Source organism: Rhizobium sp. 01L410 (assembly GCF_056400165.1).
This window is the reverse complement of the sequence record NZ_JBFTST010000008.1, coordinates 74,383-94,251: the sequence shown is the minus strand read 5'-3', so window position 1 is coordinate 94,251 and position 19,869 is coordinate 74,383. Positions and strand designations below refer to the sequence as shown.

Sequence of the window (19,869 nt, the reverse complement as noted above, 5' to 3'; positions counted from 1 at the left end):
GATCAATGCCTTGAAACCCGCGCTTCACCGGCGCGGGTTTTTTCTTGCTCGCAAGAATTCATAGTCAACGGACGGTTAATCTCTGAGCGCTACTCTCATCGCATAGGTAATGCGTTTTAGAGCATGTGTGCGTATGTGGACAAAGCATCATAAGAAAAAGAAGATCGGCCGGTTCGTTGTTCCGGCTATGACGGTCGCCTTTCTCTCCTATTTCGGCTATCATTGCATCCATGGCGATTACGGCCTGCGTGCGACGGAAGTCTTCGAGCAGCGGCGCATCGCCCGCGAGAAGGAGCTTGCGACGCTGAAGGCCAAGCGCGAGCATATCGAGCAGCAGGTCGCGCTCTTGAGTGACGGCTCTCTCGACAAAGATATGCTGGACGAAAAAGCCCGTTACCAGCTGAATATGTCACGCGCCGACGAGGTCGTCATATTCAATTCATATTCCAATTAACCGAAAACAAGTTAATCGTTAATTATATAGAATTATCAGCGGCTTAATCCTGAATACGTGCCATGCATTTATGGCATTGCTGTGGCCATATTTCTTCCCTATGGTACGCGCCACCTAAGAACCACAAACCCATAGGGAGGGTTGAATGGCGCCGCGAAAGAACGCGACCGTTTCCAGCCGCAAGACCAGCGCAAAATCCGCAGCCAAGGCCTCGAATGGTGGTCCTGTCGCCGATTTCGATCGCGACGAGGAGCTCAAGGCTTACCGCGAGATGCTGCTGATCCGCCGCTTCGAAGAGAAGGCCGGCCAGCTTTACGGCATGGGCTTCATCGGTGGTTTCTGTCACCTTTACATCGGTCAGGAAGCTGTCGTCGTCGGCATGCAGATGGCGCAGAAGGATGGCGATCAGGTCATCACTGCCTATCGTGACCATGGCCATATGCTGGCAACCGGCATGAGCGCCCGCGGCGTCATGGCCGAACTGACCGGCCGCCGCAACGGCTATTCCCACGGGAAGGGCGGTTCGATGCACATGTTCTCCAAGGAAAAGCACTTCTACGGCGGACACGGCATCGTCGGCGCGCAGGTCTCGCTCGGCACCGGTCTGGCATTTGCCAACCGCTACCGCGGCAATGACTCTGTCAGCGTTGCCTATTTCGGTGACGGCGCGGCCAACCAGGGCCAGGTCTACGAAAGCTTCAACATGGCGGCACTCTGGAAGCTGCCGATCATCTATATCGTCGAAAACAACCGCTACGCCATGGGCACCTCCACGGCTCGCGCCACCGCACAGTCGAACTATTCGCTGCGCGGCTCCGGCTTCGGCATTCCGGGCGTTCAGGTCGATGGCATGGATGTGCGCGCCGTCAAGGCTGCCGCCGACGAGGCGCTCGAGCATTGCCGCTCCGGCAAGGGCCCGATCATCCTGGAAATGCTGACCTACCGCTACCGCGGCCACTCCATGTCGGACCCGGCCAAGTACCGTTCCAAGGACGAAGTGCAGAAGATGCGCTCGGAGCATGATCCGATCGAGCAGGTGCGTCAGCGCCTCGTCGAAAAGGGCTGGGCCTCCGAAGACGATCTGAAGGCGATCGACAAGGACGTTCGCGACATCGTCGCCGACAGTGCCGATTTCGCCCAGAACGATCCGGAGCCGGATGCATCCGCGCTCTACACCGACATTCTGCTCTAATCGGGGAGGGAACCAATGCCTATCGATATCCTCATGCCCGCCCTCTCTCCGACGATGGAAGAAGGCACGCTGTCCAAGTGGCTCAAGAATGAAGGCGACAAGGTCACGTCCGGTGACGTGATCGCCGAAATCGAAACCGACAAGGCGACGATGGAAGTCGAAGCCGTCGATGAAGGCGTGATCGGCAAGCTGCTGGTTCCGGCCGGCACCGAGAACGTCAAGGTCAACGCCAAGATCGCGATCCTCTTGCAGGACGGCGAATCGGCTTCCGACATCTCGGCAGCACCCGCTGCTGCACCGGCGCCTGCCGCTGCTCCGGCACCGGCCGCAGAAGCCAAGCCTGCCGCAGCACCGGTTCCGGCTGAGCCGAAGGCAGCAGCACCGAACGATCCGGAAATCCCCGCTGGCACCGAGATGGTCTCGATGACCGTCCGTGAAGCGCTTCGCGACGCCATGGCCGAAGAAATGCGCGCCGACGACAACGTCTTCGTCATGGGCGAAGAAGTGGCCGAGTACCAGGGCGCCTACAAGGTGACCCAGGGCCTGCTGCAGGAATTCGGCGCCCGCCGTGTCATCGACACACCGATCACCGAGCACGGCTTTGCCGGCGTCGGCGTCGGCGCTGCGATGGCCGGCCTGAAGCCGATCGTCGAGTTCATGACCTTCAACTTCGCCATGCAGGCGATCGACCAGATCATCAACTCCGCTGCCAAGACGCTCTACATGTCCGGCGGCCAGATGGGCGCTCCGATCGTCTTCCGCGGCCCGAACGGTGCAGCCGCACGCGTCGGCGCTCAGCACAGCCAGGATTATGCCTCCTGGTACAGCCAGATCCCGGGCCTCAAGGTCGTCATGCCCTACACGGCAGCCGACGCCAAGGGCCTGCTGAAGGCTGCGATCCGCGATCCGAACCCGGTCGTCTTCCTCGAAAACGAAATTCTCTACGGTCAGCACTTCGACGTGCCGAAGCTCGACAATTTCGTCCTCCCGATCGGTAAGGCCCGCATTCACCGCCAGGGCAAGGACGTCACCATCGTCTCCTTCGGCATCGGCATGACCTATGCGGTCAAGGCTGTCGCCGAACTCGAAAAGATCGGCATCGACGTCGAACTGATCGATCTTCGCACGCTGCGCCCGATGGACCTTCCGACCGTTATCGAATCGGTAAAGAAGACTGGCCGCCTGGTCACCGTCGAAGAAGGCTACCCGCAGAACTCGGTCGGCACCGAAATCGCCACCCGCGTCATGCAGCAGGCCTTCGATTATCTCGATGCACCGGTCCTGACGATCGCCGGCAAGGACGTTCCGATGCCCTACGCCGCAAACCTCGAAAAGCTGGCGCTGCCGAATGTCGACGAAGTCGTCCAGGCAGTGAAGACCGTCTGCTACAAATAAGGGGAGGCTAGCGCGTGGCTGACGTCGAGTCGCTGATGCCGATTACTTGGTCGATCTATTGGAAGCACCTTCTTTCAACGGCGCTTGTTGTGCTTGTTTGGACGTTCATATCGGGCTTCTTCATCGCATTGGTCGGAGGCTTGTTTCAGCTTTCCGATCAGGCTTTGGAATTGACCCGTATGGCGGTACAGCTGGTGATTGTTCTAGGCGCTTCCTTTTTTACGCTAAACTATTTCCTCTCCGCGAGTATCGGTAAGAATATTCGCGGTAAAAGACTTGAGCTGGTAAGCAAAATACCGGGAGAGAGAAGCGATGCCCATTAATATCACGATGCCTGCCCTCTCGCCGACGATGGAAGAAGGCAACCTGGCCAAGTGGCTGGTCAAGGAAGGCGACACGGTCAAGTCCGGCGATGTCATCGCCGAGATCGAAACCGACAAGGCGACGATGGAAGTCGAAGCCGTCGATGAAGGCACCGTTGCCAAGATTGTCGTTCCGGCTGGTACGGAAGGCGTCAAGGTTAACGCGCTGATTGCTGTTCTGGCAGCCGATGGCGAAGACGTGAAGGCGGCCGCAAGCGGCGCCGGTTCGTCCGCGCCGGCTCCGAAGGCCGAAGCGGCCCCGGCACCGAAGGCTGAAGCCGCAGCTGCCCAGCCAGTCGCCGCTGCTGCAGCTCCGGCTCCGGCCGCAGCACCCGCTGCTGCCGCATCGTCTGGCAGCCGCACCTTCTCTTCGCCGCTGGCACGCCGCCTTGCGAAGGAAGCCGGTATCGATCTCGCTGCCGTCGCCGGCTCCGGCCCGCATGGCCGGGTCGTGAAGAGCGATGTCGAAGCTGCCGTATCCGGTGGTGGCGCCAAGGCGGCTGCGCCTGCTGCTGCAGCTGCGCCCCAGGCCGCTGCCGCGCCTGCCGCAGCCCCGAAGGGTGCTTCGGAAGAAGCCGTTCTCAAGCTCTTCGAGCAGGGTTCCTACGAGCTCGTGCCGCATGACAACATGCGCAAGACGATTGCCCGCCGTCTGGTGGAATCGAAGCAGACCGTGCCGCATTTCTACGTCACCGTCGATTGCGAACTCGACGCGCTGATGGCGCTTCGCGCACAGCTGAACGATGCCGCTCCCCGCAAGGACAGCGCACCGGCCTACAAGCTCTCGGTCAACGACATGGTCATCAAGGCGATGGCTCTGGCGCTGCGCGACGTTCCGGATGCGAACGTCTCCTGGACCGACAACAACATGGTCAAGCACAAGCATGCCGATGTCGGCGTCGCGGTGTCGATCCCGGGCGGCCTGATCACCCCGATCATCCGCAAGGCCGAGCTGAAGACGCTGTCTGCCATCTCCAACGAGATGAAGGACCTCGGCAAGCGCGCCAAGGATCGCAAGCTGAAGCCTGAAGAATATCAGGGCGGTACGACCTCGGTTTCGAATATGGGCATGATGGGCGTGAAGGATTTCGCAGCCGTCATCAACCCGCCGCATGCAACGATCCTGGCGGTCGGCGCAGGCGAGCAGCGTGTTGTCGTCAAGAAGGGCGAGATGGCCATCGCAACGGTCATGAGCGTCACCCTGTCGACCGATCATCGCTGCGTCGACGGCGCGCTCGGCGCGCAGCTGCTGCAGGCCTTCAAGGGCTATATCGAAAACCCGATGGGCATGCTCGTCTGAGCATTGAGCGGAGGCGGAAATGACGAAGACCGTTCTTTGCTATGGTGACTCGCTGACCTGGGGCTACAGCGCCGAGACGATCGGCCGCCATGCCTACGAGGATCGTTGGCCGAGCGTGTTGCAGGCAGCGCTCGGCAACAGCACGCGCGTCATCGCTGAAGGCTTGAACGGCCGGACCACCGCCTTCGACGACCATCTGGCCGATTGCGACCGCAACGGCGCGCGCGTTCTGCCGACCATCCTGCAGACGCATGCGCCGCTCGATCTCGTCATCCTGCTGCTTGGCACCAACGACATGAAGCCTGTCGTGGCGGGTTCGGCCTTTGCCGCCTGCCAGGGCATTGCCCGCCTGGTGCGGCTGATCCGCAATCACGCGTGGCCCTTCGAGTTTGATGGGCCGGATATCCTGATCGTCGCGCCGCCGGTTTTGTGCGAGACGGCGAACGCGCCGTTTGCTGCGTCCTTTGCCGGTGGTGTCGAGGAGTCTGCAAAGCTCGCGACCCTCTATCGCGACCTCGCCGACGAGCTCGGCTGCGGTTTCTTCGACGGCAGTTCGGTTGCGAAAACCACGCCGCTCGATGGCGTGCATCTCGATGCGGAAAATACCCGCGCTCTCGGGCGCGGTCTGGAATCGGTCGTCCGGATGATGCTGGGAGTGTGACCGTGGGAACCTTCGCCGCGCTGCGGCCGGCGGAACGGCGGGATGCGGCAGAGCTCGCGATCCTCGTCGATATCGGCTCTCACGGTTTCGCCTCCTGGCTTTGGTTCTCCGAGGTCTCCGGCGGCAAGGTCGATACGCCCCTCGAGCAGGGCCGGCTGAAGATGAGCCGGGATGGCGAGTGGGGCAGCTGGCAGAATGCTGTCGTCGCCGAAGCCTATGGCGAAATCGCCGGAGCGGCGGTGGGTTACGAACTCGGCGCTGGCATCAGCGCCATCGAAACGGATCGCCCGGCACTGGTGCCAGTGATCACCATGCAGAAGACGGTCGCCGGCGGCTGGTTCATCGGTACGCTGGCCGTCTACCGCCATCTGCGCGGCATCGGCATTGGAATGAAACTGCTCGGCGATCAGATCGACAAGGCAAATGGTTTACCGGTCAGCCTGATCACATCGAGCGACAATGAGGCAGCGCTGGCGCTGTACAAGAAAAATGGTTTCTCGGAAGCGGATCGCGCGGATGCCGTCCCGATTTTCGAGAGCAGCAAGAAACACGAGTGGGTGCTTTTGACCCGCCTCGCCGGATAAAAAGGCAGGAAAACATGGCTGAGAATTACGACGTCATCATCATCGGTTCTGGTCCGGGCGGTTATGTCGCTGCGGTGCGCGCCGGTCAGCTCGGTCTGAAGGTCGCGATCGTCGAGCGCGAGCATCTGGGCGGCATCTGCCTGAACTGGGGCTGCATTCCGACCAAGGCGCTGCTGCGCTCGGCCGAAATCCTCGATCATTCGAACCACCTGAAGGATTACGGCCTGGTTCTCGAAGGTTCGGTCAAGGCCGACACCAAGGCCGTCGTCGCCCGCTCGCGTGCCGTTTCCGGCCGCCTGAATGCCGGCGTCGGCTTCCTGATGAAGAAGAACAAGGTCGATGTCATCTGGGGCGAGGCGAAGATCACCAAGCCCGGCGAGATCACTGTCTCCAAGTCGACGAAGCCGGTTGTCGAGCCGCAGCATCCGCTGCCGAAGAACATAAAGGCCGAAGGCGGCACCTATACCGCCAAGCACATCATCATCGCCACCGGCGCTCGTCCGCGCGCGCTGCCGGGCATCGAGCCGGATGGCAAGCTGATCTGGAACTATTTCGAAGCGCTGAAGCCGGATGTTCTGCCGAAGTCGCTGATCGTCATGGGCTCGGGCGCCATCGGCATCGAGTTCGCCAGCTTCTATCGCTCGATGGGCGTCGACGTCACCGTCGTTGAAGTCATGCCGACCATCATGCCGGTCGAAGATGCCGAAATCACCGCGATCGCCCGCAAGCAGCTGGAAAAGCGCGGCCTGAAGATTTTCACCAGCGCCAAGATCACCAAGGTCGAAAAGGCCGCAGACAGCGTCACCGCGCATGTCGAGACGGCTGATGGCAAGGTGCAGCAGATCACCGCCGATCGCATGATCTCCGCCGTTGGCGTCCAGGGCAATATCGAGAACCTCGGCCTCGAGGCGCTCGGCGTGAAGACAGACCGCGGCTGCGTCGTCATCGACGGCTACGGCAAGACCAATGTCCCCGGCATCTACGCCATCGGCGACGTCGCCGGCCCGCCGATGCTCGCTCACAAGGCAGAACACGAAGGCGTCGTCTGCATCGAGAAGATCGCCGGCCTGCCGAACGTACACCCGACCGACAAGAGCAAGGTTCCCGGCTGCACCTATTGCAACCCGCAGGTCGCCTCCGTCGGTCTGACGGAAGCCAAGGCCAAGGAGCAAGGCCGCGATATCCGCGTCGGCCGCTTCTCCTTCGTCGCCAATGGCAAGGCGATCGCGCTCGGCGAAGACCAGGGCATGGTCAAGGTGATCTTCGACAAGAAGACCGGCGAACTGCTTGGCGCCCACATGGTCGGCGCCGAAGTCACCGAGCTCATCCAGGGCTTCGTCGTCGCCATGAACCTGGAGACGACGGAAGAAGAACTGATGCACACGATCTTCCCGCATCCGACCGTTTCGGAATCAATGAAGGAAGCCGTGCTCGACGCTTACGGACGCGTGCTGAACGCTTGATAATTTCCGTTTCCGCCCTCTTTCTTGAGAATGGCAGAGGCCATCCCTGAAAGAGGGAAAAACGAAAGGAAATCATCATGTCAATGAGTACGCAGGCATTGCTCATCTTCCTGCTGATCGGGCTTGTCGCCGGTTTTCTGGCAAGCCTCGTGGTCGGCGGGGGCGGGCTGATACGGTGCCTGTTGAGCGGCGTCATCGGCGCCTTCGTGGGCGGGTTTCTGTTCAATGCACTGGGCATCTCGCTCGGCATTGAAAATGCATTGGTGGTGCAGATCATTCACGCCACGGTCGGCGCCATCATTGTGGTGCTGATCGCAAGGGCAATAGCGTAGGGAAAAAGGTTTCATATGGAAGGCGTCGGCTGGATAGCAGCAATCATCATCGGCGGTTTTGCGGGCTGGCTCGCAGGCAAGCTGATGGAGGCACGGTACGGCATTCTGCTGAACATCGTGCTCGGCATCGTCGGCTCCGTCGTCGCCACCGCCATTCTGGCGCAGTTCCATATCGAGGTGGCCGGCGGGCGGCTCGGCTACTTCGTCACCGGCTTCTTGGGCGCCTGCCTGCTGATTTTTCTCGCCCGGCTCGTCCGGCGATGATGCACATGACGGCTCGATTGTAAGATCTGAGTAAAACACTTATGTGCAGACTGATGATGAAGCCGCATGGGGCGGCGGAAAGTTGAAACTGCAATGGTCACCATTCTCGACACGATCAATCCTGATGCAAAGCGCGTGCGTCATCCCGAAAAGGCCCACAGGCCGGACCAGGAAGTGCTGCGCAAGCCGGACTGGATCCGTGTGAAGGCGCCGACGTCAAAGGGCTACTCCGAGACGCGTTCGATCGTGAAGGAGCACAAGCTCGTCACCGTCTGCGAGGAAGCCGGCTGCCCGAATATCGGCGAGTGCTGGGACAAGAAGCACGCCACTTTCATGATCATGGGCGAGATCTGTACCCGCGCCTGCGCCTTCTGCAATGTCTCGACAGGCAAGCCGAATGCGCTCGACATGGCCGAGCCCGAGAATGTCGCCAAGGCCGTCAAGCAGATGGGCCTTTCCCACGTCGTCATCACGTCGGTCGATCGTGACGATCTGGCCGATGGTGGCGCCGAGCATTTCGAAAAGGTGATTTGGGCGATCCGCGCCGCATCGCCGATGACGACGATCGAAATCCTGACGCCCGACTTCCTGAAGAAGCCGGGTGCGCTGGAGCGTGTTGTTGCCGCCAAGCCTGACGTTTTCAATCACAACATGGAAACTGTCCCGGGCAATTATCTGACGGTTCGTCCTGGCGCCCGCTATTTCCACTCCATCCGCCTGCTGCAGCGCGTGAAGGAACTGGATCCGACGATGTTCACCAAATCGGGTATCATGGTCGGTCTCGGCGAAGAGCGGAATGAAGTGCTCCAGCTGATGGACGACCTGCGCACCGCCGACGTCGACTTCCTGACGATCGGCCAGTACCTGCAGCCGACCAAGAAGCACCATGCCGTCATGAGCTTCGTCACGCCAGACGAATTCAAGTCCTACGAGACGGTCGCCTATACCAAGGGCTTCCTGATGGTCGCCTCCAGCCCGCTGACGCGCTCCTCGCATCACGCCGGCGACGACTTCGCCCGTCTGAAAGCTGCGCGCGAAAAGAAAACGCTGATCGCCGCAGAATAAAATCCCTGCTTGCATTTTCTGAAAGCCGCGGCGATTTTCGCCGCGGCTTTTTGTTTGCGAGCGAGAGACGCGATGCCTGCTTATATCGACGATATCGGTGAAGCCGTCCGCCTCGCGCGCCGGTCCTCCCGGATCATGGTCATCGGCTGCTCCGGCGGCGGCAAGAGCACGCTGTCGCGAAAGCTCTCCGCAAGGCTCGGCCTCACCCATATCTCGATGGACAGGGAATTCTTCTGGCTGCCGGGCTGGGTGAAGCGTCAGAAAGCCGAGGAACGGCAATTGATCACCGACACCGTCAACGGCGAAGGTTGGCTGATGGACGGAACCGGCCCATCGACTTTCGATATCCGCGTCCCGCGCACGCAACTGATCCTCTGGGTGCGCATGCCGCGCTGGCTTTGCCTATGGGGCATCTGCAAGCGCGCTTTCCTTCATCTCGGCAAGACGCGGCCGGATATGGCGCCCGGATGCCGGGAACAGCTGCCGGATCGCGAGTTCCTCACCTATATCTGGACGTTCGAGCGGCGGTTCGCACCGCTCGTCATCGCCGGTATCGATCGCCACGGCCCCGATGTCCCGGTTTTCCAGCTGAAAAGCCGGCGAGAGGTGAGCCGCCTTCTTGATCTTCTCGATGCGCCCGCTTAACTGCCCTTCATGCCGCAATTCGAAACGCATCGCCCCGTTCCCCATAGTGCCGAGCAGATGTTCGACCTCGTTGCCGATGTCGAACGCTATCCGGAATTCCTGCCGCTCTGCGAGGCACTGACCGTGCGCAGCCGCAAGGAGCGCGATGGCAAGATCCTGCTCGTGGCCGACATGACGGTTGGCTACAAGGCGATCCGCGAAACCTTCACGACCCAGGTGCTGCTCAACAAGGCCGAACACGTCATCGACGTCAAATATATCGACGGCCCGTTCAAGTATCTCGACAACCGCTGGAGCTTCACCGGCGCCGCCAACGGCTCGACGGTGAATTTCTTCATCGACTACGAGTTCAAGAGCCGCATTCTCGGCGCGCTCATGGGCACGATGTTCGACAGGGCGTTCCGCATGTTCACGGAAGCCTTCGAAAAGCGCGCGACGGCGATCTACGGCAGCTGAGCTCAGCGGTCGAGGAAGTGGTCGAAGACCTGCGTTGCCGGATAGGCATAGTAGCCGCGATCGACGAAGCTACGGCGGTAGAGGCAGTTCCTCAGCGCGGTATTGTAGCGAAGGCTGCGCGTGTCGGGTGAACCGCGCCACGACACCGATTCTCGCTCGCAATAGGTGAGGGCGCGGTCGTAACGCGCCAGCAGCACCGGATCGGAATCGACACGGATGCCGGTATAGGTCTGGTAATTGGACGGTGCTTCCGCGGCGGAAATGCAGCCGAGGCTCAATGCAACGCCGAAGACGGCCAAGTATCGCATGGGAACAATCCTTCAAAACCGGCATTGGCCGGCAACGCGGCAGGAACGGTAGCAGAAGACTTTTGTTCCGGCATGCTACTTCAGCGACAGCAGCATTTCCAGTGCTGTCGCAACGGTCGCGAGCCGAACCTGTTCGCGGCCGATATCGCCATAGAGCATCTTGCGATGGAGGAGTTCGCCGCGCCGTGATTTGGCTGCGAGATGCACGAGACCGACAGGCTTCTCCGGCGAGCCGCCGCCAGGTCCCGCAATGCCGGTAACGGCAACCGCCACAGCGGCGCGCGAGCGGAAGAGGGCGCCATGAACCATCTGCCTCGCCGTCTCCTCGGAGACCGCGCCGAAGCGGGCGAGCGCCTCGTCGTGAACGCCGAGCATCTCCATCTTGGCGGTATTCGTATAGGTCACAAAGCCACGGTCGACGACGGCTGACGACCCGGAAATCTCGGTCAATGCACCGGCAATCAATCCGCCCGTGCAGGATTCGGCGGTCGAGACCGTCAGGCCAGCGGCCGAAAATTCCCGGATGATCTTTTCTGAGAGAGCAAGGATATCAGCCGGAAACATCGTCACTCCTTCGTGCCGCGGAAGACGACCGTGGCCGTGGCGATTGCCGCGATACCTTCACGGCGGCCGACGAAGCCGATCGTTTCGTTGGTGGTGGCCTTGACCGAGCAGCGGCCGATCGAGATGCCGAGGAATTCGGCCAGATTGGCGCGCATCTGATCGCGGTGAGGGCCGACCTTCGGCGCTTCGGCGATCAGCGAGACGTCGGCATTCATGATCGTGCCGCCGCAGTCGCGGACGATTTTCGCCGCGTGCTCAAGGAAAATCCGCGAGGCGGCACCCTTCCATTGCGGGTCGGATGGCGGGAAATGATCGCCGATATCGCCGGCGCCGCAGGTGGCAAGCAGCGCATCCGTCAGGGCATGTAGCGCGACATCGGCGTCCGAATGGCCCTTGAGCTTCTGGTCGTGCGGAATGAATAGCCCGCAGAGCGTCACGCCGTCGCCGGGCACGAGCTGGTGGACGTCGTAGCCATTGCCTGTGCGAACATCGGGTAAGGCAGACGACGACAGCCGGTTGTCGGCAAGGGCGATATCGCGTTTGACGGTCAGTTTCATGTTGTCGGCTGATCCTTCCACGATGGTGACCGGCATTCCGGCCCATTCGGCAATCGAAGCGTCGTCGGTGAAATCGATGCGGCCTGCGGAATGGGCCTTCTCATGAGCTGCAAGAATGGCTTCATAGGCGAAGGACTGCGGTGTCTGCGCTGCGAAGAGATGCTCGCGAGACACGGTTTCGAGAACCGTTCCGTCTTTGTCGGCGCGCTTCAGCGTATCGGCGACCGGTGTTGCCGGGAGAACCGCGGGCGCGCCGTCGGTTAGCGCACCGGCAATGCGATCGAGCAGGTCATGGTCGAAGAACGGCCGTACCGCATCGTGGATCAGCACGTGGGTGATGCCCCTGTCCTTGAGATGCCTGAGACCCGCCAGGACCGACTGCTGGCGCGTCGCGCCGCCATGAACTGCCACGATCGGCGTTGCCGAGAGGATATGGCGCAGCGCCTTGTCGAACAGCGCCTCGTCGTCTGGATGAATGACGACGACGATCTGCGAGGCATGTTCCCATGTCATGAAGTTTTCAAGCGTATGGGCAATAACCGGCTTGCCGCCGATCATCCGGTACTGCTTCGGACCCTCGGTGGACGCGCCTGCACGCTCGCCGCGCCCGGCGGCAACGACAACGATCCCGGCCGATAATGGTTGCTTCGAATGCATTTGCGCCATAAATCCCTAAAATAAGCAGAAAGTGACACAGGTGCTCTATAGGCTCGGCCACCGGCTTTCCAGCTTCTGCCCAAAAAATATCAATTCTAACCAAAGCCTCTTGGCAAGCCATTCGTCTATGGCTAAAAATAGTGCAGCCATATTGTGTGCCTGAAAGATAATCAATTGCATCGAGTGAACCTAGCAGCGCCTTTGCAGATCGGAAATGTCTCCGTGCGCAACCGTGTTGCGCTGGCGCCCATGTCCGGCGTCACCGATATGCCGTTCCGGCAATTGGCCTGGCGATACGGCGCCGGTCTCGTCGTCACCGAAATGGTCGCGAGCCGTGAACTGGTCAACAACACCGCCGAATCCTGGTCACGGCTGCAAGCCGCCGGTTTCAAGCCGCATATGGTGCAGCTTGCCGGTCGCGAGGCCTATTGGATGGGAGAGGCGGCAAAGGTCGCTGCCGACGCAGGTGCCGATATTATCGACATCAACATGGGTTGCCCGGCAAAGAAGGTCATCGGCGGTTATTCGGGCTCGGCGCTGATGCGCGATCCTGATCATGCGCTTACCCTGATCGAGGCGACGGTGAAGGCCGTCAATGTGCCTGTCACGCTGAAGATGCGCCTCGGCTGGGACGAGAATTCGCTGAACGCTCCCGAGATTGCCAAGCGCGCCGAGGATGCCGGCGTCCAGCTGATCACCGTCCATGGCCGCACCCGCATGCAATTTTACGAAGGCAAGGCGGACTGGGATGCGATCCGCGCCGTCCGCGATGTCATTTCCGTGCCGCTGATCGCCAATGGCGACGTGAACACGCCTGAGGATGCTCAGGAAATCCTCCGCCGCTCGGGCGCCGATGCGGTAATGCTCGGCCGTGGCTGTCAGGGCCGCCCCTGGCACGCGGGCGTCATTGCCGGTGCCGCCGGCCCGAAGCGACGGGAGATGGCTGATATCGCCGTCGAGCATTACCGGATGATGCTCGAATTCTACGGCGAACATGTCGCCATTCGCCATTCGCGCAAGCATCTCGGCTGGTATCTGGAGCGCTATGCGCCAGCGCTGTCAAAGGACGACAAAGCCGTGATCATGACTTCGAAGCAGCCGCTGGAGGTGGAGCGGCGGCTTTACGATGCGCTCTCTGCAGAGGCAGAAGCAGCTGAGAGCCGGGAGGCGGCATGACCGACAAGACGCAGACGGATCAGGCGGGTGGCGTAGCGATGGCGGTTCTGAACGCCATCCAGAACCCGGTCATCATGGTGGACGAGCAGGGCCTCGTTGCCTTTGCCAACTGGGAGGCGGAGGCTTTCTTCGGCGCCAGCGCATCGCATTTGGCGCGCTACAAAATCTCGACATTCATTCCCTTCGGCAGCCCGCTGCTGGCGCTGATCGATCAGGTGCGCGAACGCCGCGCACCGGTCAACGAATACCGCGTCGACCTGAGCTCGCCCCGCCTTGGCCAGGACAAGCTGGTGGATCTCTATGTGGCGCCGGTGATCAGCGCGCCGGCTTCCGTCGTCGTCGTCTTCCAGGAACGCTCCATGGCCGACAAGATCGACCGCCAGCTGACGCATCGTGCCGCGGCCCGGTCGGTGACCGGCCTTGCATCGATGCTGGCGCATGAGATCAAGAACCCGCTGTCGGGCATCCGCGGCGCCGCCCAGCTTCTGGAACAATCCGCCATCGATGAGGACCGGGCGCTGACGCGGCTGATCTGCGACGAGACTGACCGCATCGTATCGCTCGTCGACCGCATGGAAGTCTTCTCGGACGAGCGCCCCGTCGATCGCGTCCCGGTCAATATCCACTCCGTTCTCGATCATGTGAAAGCCGTGGCCCAGGCTGGCTTCGCCCGCCAGATTCGCATCACCGAGAACTACGACCCTTCGCTTCCGGCCGTTTACGCCAATCGCGACCAGCTGGTGCAGGTGTTCCTCAATCTGGTGAAGAACGCGGCAGAAGCCGTCGGGGAAAGGCAGGATGGCGAAATTCTGCTGACGACGGCCTATCGTCCGGGTATCCGCCTCTCCGTCGCCGGAACCCGCGAGAAGATTTCGCTGCCGCTGGAATTCTGCGTGCAGGACAACGGCCCCGGCGTTCCCTCCGACCTGCTGCCGCATCTCTTCGATCCCTTCATCACCACCAAGACCAATGGCAGCGGCCTCGGTCTGGCACTGGTCGCCAAGATCATCGGCGACCATGGCGGCATCATCGAATGCGACAGCCAGAACAACAAGACCACCTTCCGCGTCCTGATGCCGGCATCCAAGGATGCCTCTTCCGATGACGCGGCAATTGCAAACCCCACAGGAACTTCTCGATGACAGCAACGATCCTCGTCGCAGATGATGATGCGGCCATTCGTACGGTGCTCAATCAGGCGCTCAGCCGGGCCGGGTACGATGTTCGCATTACCTCGAACGCCGCCACGCTCTGGCGCTGGGTTTCGGCAGGCGAGGGCGATCTTGTGGTGACCGACGTTATCATGCCCGATGAGAATGCCTTCGATCTGCTGCCGCGCATCAAGAAGGCGCGGCCGGATCTGCCGGTGCTTGTCATGAGCGCCCAGAATACCTTCATGACGGCGATCAAGGCCTCCGAAAAGGGCGCCTACGACTACCTGCCGAAGCCGTTCGATCTGACGGAGTTGATCGGCATTATCGGCCGGGCGCTTTCCGAGCCGAAGAAGAAGCCGGCAAAGCTCGACGAGGACATGCAGGACGGCATGCCGCTGGTCGGCCGTTCGGCGGCAATGCAGGAAATCTATCGCGTTCTGGCGCGTCTGATGCAGACCGACCTGACGCTAATGATCACCGGCGAATCCGGTACCGGCAAGGAACTCGTCGCCCGCGCGCTCCACGATTACGGCAAGCGCCGCAACGGCCCCTTCGTCGCCATCAACATGGCCGCAATCCCGCGCGACCTGATCGAATCCGAATTGTTCGGCCACGAGAAGGGCGCCTTTACCGGTGCGCAGAACCGCTCGACCGGCCGCTTCGAGCAGGCCGAGGGCGGCACGCTCTTCCTCGATGAAATCGGCGACATGCCGATGGACGCGCAGACCCGCCTTCTGCGCGTCTTGCAGCAGGGGGAATACACCACGGTCGGCGGCCGCACGCCGATCCGCACCGATGTGCGCATTGTTGCCGCCACCAACAAGGATCTGAAGCAGGCGATCAATCAGGGTCTGTTCCGCGAGGATCTGTATTACCGCCTCAACGTCGTCCCGCTGCGCCTGCCGCCGCTGCGCGACCGCGCCGAAGATATTCCGGATCTCGTCCGCCACTTCATCCAGCAAGCTGAAAAGGAAGGCCTGGGTACCAAGCGATTCGATCAGGAAGCACTGGAGCTGATGAAGGCCTATGCCTGGCCCGGCAACGTGCGCGAGCTTGAGAACCTTATTCGCCGTCTGATGGCACTTTATCCACAGGATGTGATCAGCCGCGAAATCATTGAAAGCGAGCTGCGCTCCGACGTCCCCGACAGCCCGATCGACAAGGGTCCGATCCGCTCCGGTTCGATGACAATCGCGCAGGCTGTCGAAGAGAATATGCGCACATACTTTGCAAGTTTTGGCGAGAATTTGCCGCCACCGGGGCTTTATGACCGTGTGCTGACGGAACTGGAATATCCGCTGATCCTCGCGGCCCTGACGGCGACACGCGGCAACCAGATCAAGGCAGCCGATCTGCTCGGTCTGAACCGCAATACACTGCGCAAAAAGATCCGCGAGCTCGGCGTTTCGGTCTACCGGAGTTCCCGCACAGCTTGACAATGTGGCGGCATGCGTTGCATTTTCGCCACAATGCGTTGCTTAAAGGTCACGCATAGGGTTTGGACAATCGCAACCATAACAGATGGTCTGTGCCGCCGATCTCGATAGACCGGGATTGCGCGGGCGCTGATGGTTTTTCGGCCCGGTGATTGCAGATGTGGCGTGGCGGCTTGCCGCCAGGAGAATGACCAGATGAAGCAGGATGCGGCATCGCCTGCGGCAGAAGACGAAGGGGTGGCAATCGTCACCGATCGTCGCGCGCTCTTTGCATTGCCCGGTCTCATGCTGGCCGGTGGTGCGCTTCTTTGTGCCACCGCCACACTCTTCGTGCTTCTCGGCTTCACGCCGATCGAACCGACCTCCCGCGTGGTCATCACCTCCGTCGTCGTCAATTCGTTCTTCGTTCTCGGCCTGATGGCGCTGATTGGCCGCGAGGTCGCACGGCTGATGAAGGCGCGTACGCGCGGAAGGGCGGCCGCCCGCCTCCACATCCGCATCGTCGTGCTGTTCTCGCTCGTGGCGATCACGCCGGCGATCCTCGTCGCACTCTTCGCCAGTATCACGCTGAATGCCGGTCTCGATCGCTGGTTCGCGCTCCGCACTCAGTCGATCGTCAGTTCGTCGCGTAATGTCGGCCAGGCCTACATGATGGAGAACGCCAGCTATCTCCAGGGCCAGACCGTATCGATGGCCAATGATCTGGAGCGCAATCGCACCCTCTACAATCTCGATCGGACCGGCTTTGCCGAATTGATGACCCGCCAGGCGCGTGGCCGCGGCCTGCTCGGAGCTTTCCTCGTCGAAAGCAATGGCGATGTCATCACGCAAGCCGATATCAAGACCGAGAAGCCGCTGCCGGCGATCCCGCCGGATGCGCTGACCAAGGCCGCTGCCGGCCAGCCGACGCTGATTCCGCCGGGCGTGACCAACCTTGTCGGCGCCATCATCAAGCTCGAATCCATTCCGGATGCTTTCCTCTACACCGTGCGTGCAGTCGATCCGAAGGTTATGGGCGCGATGCGGCTCATGCAGGAAAATGCCAACGAATATCAGTCGATGGAGGCGGGCCGGGTCTCGCTGCAGATTGCGTTTGCCGTTCTCTATATCGGCTTCGCGCTGATCGTTCTGCTTGCCGCTATCTGGACCGCGATTGCCGTTGCCGACCGTATCGTCCGGCCGATCCGTCTGTTGATCACGGCCGCCGACAGCGTTGCCTCGGGCAACATGGATATCGTCGTGCCCGTGCATGCCGTCGATGGCGACGTTGCCAATCTTTCGCGCACCTTCAACAAGATGATCTCCGAGATCCGCACGCAGCGGGACGAAATTCTGGAAGCGAAAGACGAGGTCGACGACCGCCGCCGCTTCATCGAGGCGGTCCTATCCGGTGTGACCGCCGCCGTCATCGGTGTCGAGGGCGACCGGGCAATCACCATCGTCAACAGCTCGGCCGAGGCATTGATGACGCTCGACGCGTCCGACATGCTCGGCAAGCAGCTGGCCGATATCGCCCCCGAGGTCGATCAGGTGCTGACCGAGGCCGCCCAGCGCTATCGCGGCGATTTCCGCAAGCAGATCGCCCTCGTGCGCGGCGGTACCGTTCGCACGCTCAGTGTCCAGGTGACGCGCGAAGAGGTGCGTGATGGCGCCGAATCCTACGTCATCACGCTCGACGACATCACCGATCTGGTCATTGCCCAGCGCTCGACGGCTTGGGGCGACGTGGCGCGCCGCATTGCCCATGAGATCAAGAACCCGCTGACGCCGATCCAGCTGTCGGCCGAGCGCATTCAGCGCCGCTACGGCAAACAGATCAATCAGGACGACAAGACCGTCTTCGACCAATGCACCGATACGATCATCCGCCAGGTCGGCGACATCGGCCGCATGGTCGACGAATTCTCGGCCTTTGCGCGCATGCCGAAGCCGACCAAGGAGCAGAGCGACCTGCGCGATATCCTGCGCGACGCGATGTTCCTGCGGGAGATGGGCAACACCCATGTCAGCTTCCTGCAGGATCTCGGCGAACGGCCGCTCGAAGGCATGTTCGACAGCCGCATGCTCGGCCAGGCCTTCGGCAACCTCATCAAGAATGCCGTCGAGGCCATCGAGTCGGTGCCGAGCGAGGAGCGCGACGAGCGCAAGGTGCTCGTGCGCGCCGGCATGGACGAGGGCAGAGACCGCTTCACCGTCGATGTCATCGACAACGGGCGCGGTCTGCCAGTCGAAAACCGGCACAGCATTCTGGAGCCCTACATGACGATGCGCGAGAAGGGCACCGGGCTCGGCCTGGCGATCGTCAAGAAGATTATTGAAGAGCATGGCGGGCAGCTTGAGCTGCATGATGCGCCCGCAGATTTTGACCAGGGGAGAGGAGCCATGATCCGCGTGCATCTGCCGCGTCTCGAGCCGGCCTCGTCCGCTCCTGCTGAAACCGACAAGGAAAGCGTTTATGGCCTCTGATATTCTCGTCGTCGACGATGAGCACGATATTCGCGAGATCGTCTCGGGCATCCTTTCGGATGAAGGTCATGAAACGCGCACGGCGCATGACAGCGACAGCGCGCTGGCGGCGATTTCCGATCGCGCCCCGCGGCTGATCTTCCTCGACATCTGGATGCAGGGCAGCAAGCTTGACGGCCTGTCGCTGCTCGACGAGATCAAGACCCGCCATCCCGATATCCCGGTCGTCATGATCTCCGGCCACGGAAACATCGAGACCGCCGTCTCCGCCATCAAGCGCGGTGCCTTCGATTTCATCGAGAAGCCCTTCAAGGCCGATCGCCTGATCCTGATTGCCGAGCGCGCGCTCGAGAATTCCAAGCTGAAGCGCGAAGTCTCGGAACTGAAGAAGCGGGCAGGCGATGCCGTCGAGCTGATCGGTACTTCGGTTGCCGTCTCCCAGCTTCGCCAGACGATCGAGAAGGTGTCGCCGACCAACAGCCGCATCATGATCTTCGGTGCATCCGGCTCTGGCAAGGAGCTGGTGGCACGGATGATCCACAAGAAGTCGGCGCGCGCCAGCGGACCGTTCGTGGCGCTGAATGCCGCCAACATCACGCCTGATCGCATGGAAATCGCGCTCTTCGGCACCGAGGGTTCGCCAGGCCAGGCCCGCAAGACCGGGGCGCTCGAAGAAGCGCATCGCGGCATTCTCTATCTCGACGAAGTCGGGGAGATGCCGCGCGAGACGCAGAACAAGATCCTGCGCGTGCTTGTCGACCAGCAGTTCGAACGCGTCGGCGGCTCGAAGCGCGTCAAGGTCGATGTCCGCATCATTTCCTCGACGGCCTATAATCTCGAAAGCCGCATTGCCGAGGGCTGGTTCCGCGAAGATCTCTATCATCGCCTGGCAGTGGTCCCGGTCCGCGTGCCGGCGCTCGCCGAGCGGCGCGAAGACATTCCGTTCCTCGTCGATCAGCTGATGCGGCAGATCTCCGAACAGGCCGGCATTCGCCTGCGCCGGATCGGCGACGACGCGATGGCGGTGCTGCAGGCCCATGACTGGCCGGGCAATATCCGCCAGCTGCGCAACAATATCGAGCGCCTGATGATCCTTGCCCGTTCCGACGGTCCGGATGCGCCGATCACCGCCGACATGCTGCCGACCGATCTCGGCGACATGCTGCCGAAGGTCTCCGCCAAGAACGACTACCACATCATGACGCTGCCGCTGCGCGAGGCCCGCGAGATGTTCGAGAAGGACTATCTCATCGCCCAGATCAACCGCTTCGGCGGCAACATCTCGCGCACGGCCGAGTTCGTCGGCATGGAGCGCTCGGCGCTGCATCGCAAGCTGAAGTCGCTCGGCGTCTGACAATTTTCCGGCGCGCAAGCCCGC

General features: G+C 61.4%; 21 protein-coding genes. 18 read left to right on the top strand and 3 right to left on the bottom strand.

Annotated features, from left to right (window positions below; genetic code table 11):
• Positions 1-133: 133 nt before the first annotated feature.
• The 13 genes from AC1DV9_RS18450 (at position 134) to AC1DV9_RS18390 (ending at position 10,173) form a co-directional block, all read left to right on the top strand.
• Positions 134-454 (top strand): FtsB family cell division protein, encoded by a 321-nt coding sequence (locus AC1DV9_RS18450; protein WP_112518610.1) that lies wholly within the window; start codon positions 134-136, stop codon positions 452-454.
• A 145-nt stretch (positions 455-599) separates the two neighbouring features.
• Complete coding sequence (gene pdhA, locus AC1DV9_RS18445; RefSeq protein ID WP_112388123.1) at positions 600-1,646, top strand: pyruvate dehydrogenase (acetyl-transferring) E1 component subunit alpha; 1,047 nt, start codon at positions 600-602, stop codon at positions 1,644-1,646.
• 15 nt (positions 1,647-1,661) lie between these two features.
• On the top strand, positions 1,662-3,041 hold the full coding sequence (locus tag AC1DV9_RS18440; RefSeq protein WP_477949636.1) for a pyruvate dehydrogenase complex E1 component subunit beta: 1,380 nt from the start codon (positions 1,662-1,664) through the stop codon (positions 3,039-3,041).
• 14 nt (positions 3,042-3,055) lie between these two features.
• The gene (locus AC1DV9_RS18435) at positions 3,056-3,364 is read left to right on the top strand and encodes a hypothetical protein (protein WP_477949635.1); all 309 of its coding nucleotides are present in this window, start codon (positions 3,056-3,058) and stop codon (positions 3,362-3,364) included.
• Entirely contained in the window at positions 3,354-4,703 is a 1,350-nt protein-coding gene (locus AC1DV9_RS18430) for a pyruvate dehydrogenase complex dihydrolipoamide acetyltransferase (RefSeq protein WP_477949634.1), read from the top strand. The genes AC1DV9_RS18435 and AC1DV9_RS18430 overlap by 11 nt, the downstream gene beginning before the upstream one ends.
• A gap of 19 nt (positions 4,704-4,722) precedes the next feature.
• Entirely contained in the window at positions 4,723-5,364 is a 642-nt protein-coding gene (locus tag AC1DV9_RS18425; RefSeq protein ID WP_477949633.1) for an SGNH/GDSL hydrolase family protein, read from the top strand.
• Positions 5,365-5,366: 2 nt separating this feature from the next.
• On the top strand, positions 5,367-5,948 hold the full coding sequence (locus AC1DV9_RS18420) for a GNAT family N-acetyltransferase (RefSeq protein ID WP_112388127.1): 582 nt from the start codon (positions 5,367-5,369) through the stop codon (positions 5,946-5,948).
• Positions 5,949-5,962: 14 nt separating this feature from the next.
• Positions 5,963-7,411 carry a dihydrolipoyl dehydrogenase gene (gene lpdA, locus AC1DV9_RS18415; RefSeq protein ID WP_477949632.1) on the top strand — a complete coding sequence of 483 codons (1,449 nt, stop codon included), beginning with the start codon at positions 5,963-5,965 and terminating at the stop codon, positions 7,409-7,411.
• A 77-nt stretch (positions 7,412-7,488) separates the two neighbouring features.
• A complete protein-coding gene (locus AC1DV9_RS18410) occupies positions 7,489-7,743 on the top strand; it encodes a GlsB/YeaQ/YmgE family stress response membrane protein (RefSeq protein ID WP_112539526.1) in 255 nt (84 codons plus the stop codon).
• Positions 7,744-7,758: 15 nt separating this feature from the next.
• Complete coding sequence (locus tag AC1DV9_RS18405) at positions 7,759-8,007, top strand: GlsB/YeaQ/YmgE family stress response membrane protein (RefSeq protein WP_112388129.1); 249 nt, start codon at positions 7,759-7,761, stop codon at positions 8,005-8,007.
• Between the two features lie 93 nt (positions 8,008-8,100).
• Positions 8,101-9,072, top strand: a complete 972-nt coding sequence (lipA, locus tag AC1DV9_RS18400) for a lipoyl synthase (RefSeq protein WP_477949631.1) — start codon at positions 8,101-8,103, stop codon at positions 9,070-9,072.
• Between the two features lie 72 nt (positions 9,073-9,144).
• Positions 9,145-9,717 carry a P-loop NTPase family protein gene (locus AC1DV9_RS18395; RefSeq protein ID WP_477949630.1) on the top strand — a complete coding sequence of 191 codons (573 nt, stop codon included), beginning with the start codon at positions 9,145-9,147 and terminating at the stop codon, positions 9,715-9,717.
• Positions 9,718-9,726: 9 nt separating this feature from the next.
• Complete coding sequence (locus AC1DV9_RS18390) at positions 9,727-10,173, top strand: type II toxin-antitoxin system RatA family toxin (protein WP_477949628.1); 447 nt, start codon at positions 9,727-9,729, stop codon at positions 10,171-10,173.
• Between the two features lie 2 nt (positions 10,174-10,175).
• Here the strand turns inward: AC1DV9_RS18390 and AC1DV9_RS18385 are convergent, their stop codons facing one another.
• The 3 genes from AC1DV9_RS18385 to AC1DV9_RS18375 form a co-directional block, all read right to left on the bottom strand.
• A complete protein-coding gene (locus AC1DV9_RS18385) occupies positions 10,176-10,481 on the bottom strand; it encodes a hypothetical protein (protein ID WP_477949626.1) in 306 nt (101 codons plus the stop codon).
• A 75-nt stretch (positions 10,482-10,556) separates the two neighbouring features.
• Complete coding sequence (locus AC1DV9_RS18380) at positions 10,557-11,051, bottom strand: CinA family protein (protein WP_477949624.1); 495 nt, start codon at positions 11,049-11,051, stop codon at positions 10,557-10,559.
• Positions 11,048-12,268, bottom strand: a complete 1,221-nt coding sequence (locus AC1DV9_RS18375) for a bifunctional 2-C-methyl-D-erythritol 4-phosphate cytidylyltransferase/2-C-methyl-D-erythritol 2,4-cyclodiphosphate synthase (protein ID WP_477949622.1) — start codon at positions 12,266-12,268, stop codon at positions 11,048-11,050. Before AC1DV9_RS18375 ends, AC1DV9_RS18380 begins: the two co-directional genes overlap by 4 nt.
• A 144-nt stretch (positions 12,269-12,412) precedes the next feature.
• On the opposite strand from AC1DV9_RS18375, the gene dusB reads away from it, so the two are divergent.
• The 5 genes from dusB (at position 12,413) to ntrX (ending at position 19,845) form a co-directional block, all read left to right on the top strand.
• On the top strand, positions 12,413-13,435 hold the full coding sequence (gene dusB, locus AC1DV9_RS18370) for a tRNA dihydrouridine synthase DusB (protein ID WP_477949620.1): 1,023 nt from the start codon (positions 12,413-12,415) through the stop codon (positions 13,433-13,435).
• Complete coding sequence (locus tag AC1DV9_RS18365; RefSeq protein WP_477949618.1) at positions 13,432-14,577, top strand: two-component system sensor histidine kinase NtrB; 1,146 nt, start codon at positions 13,432-13,434, stop codon at positions 14,575-14,577. The genes dusB and AC1DV9_RS18365 overlap by 4 nt, the downstream gene beginning before the upstream one ends.
• Positions 14,574-16,025: a nitrogen regulation protein NR(I) gene (ntrC, locus tag AC1DV9_RS18360; RefSeq protein WP_112388138.1), complete on the top strand. Its 1,452-nt coding sequence runs from the start codon at positions 14,574-14,576 to the stop codon at positions 16,023-16,025. The genes AC1DV9_RS18365 and ntrC overlap by 4 nt, the downstream gene beginning before the upstream one ends.
• A 195-nt stretch (positions 16,026-16,220) precedes the next feature.
• Entirely contained in the window at positions 16,221-18,491 is a 2,271-nt protein-coding gene (locus AC1DV9_RS18355) for a sensor histidine kinase NtrY-like (protein ID WP_112388139.1), read from the top strand.
• On the top strand, positions 18,481-19,845 hold the full coding sequence (gene ntrX / locus AC1DV9_RS18350; RefSeq protein WP_477949616.1) for a nitrogen assimilation response regulator NtrX: 1,365 nt from the start codon (positions 18,481-18,483) through the stop codon (positions 19,843-19,845). The genes AC1DV9_RS18355 and ntrX overlap by 11 nt, the downstream gene beginning before the upstream one ends.
• The last annotated feature ends 24 nt before the right edge of the window (positions 19,846-19,869 follow it).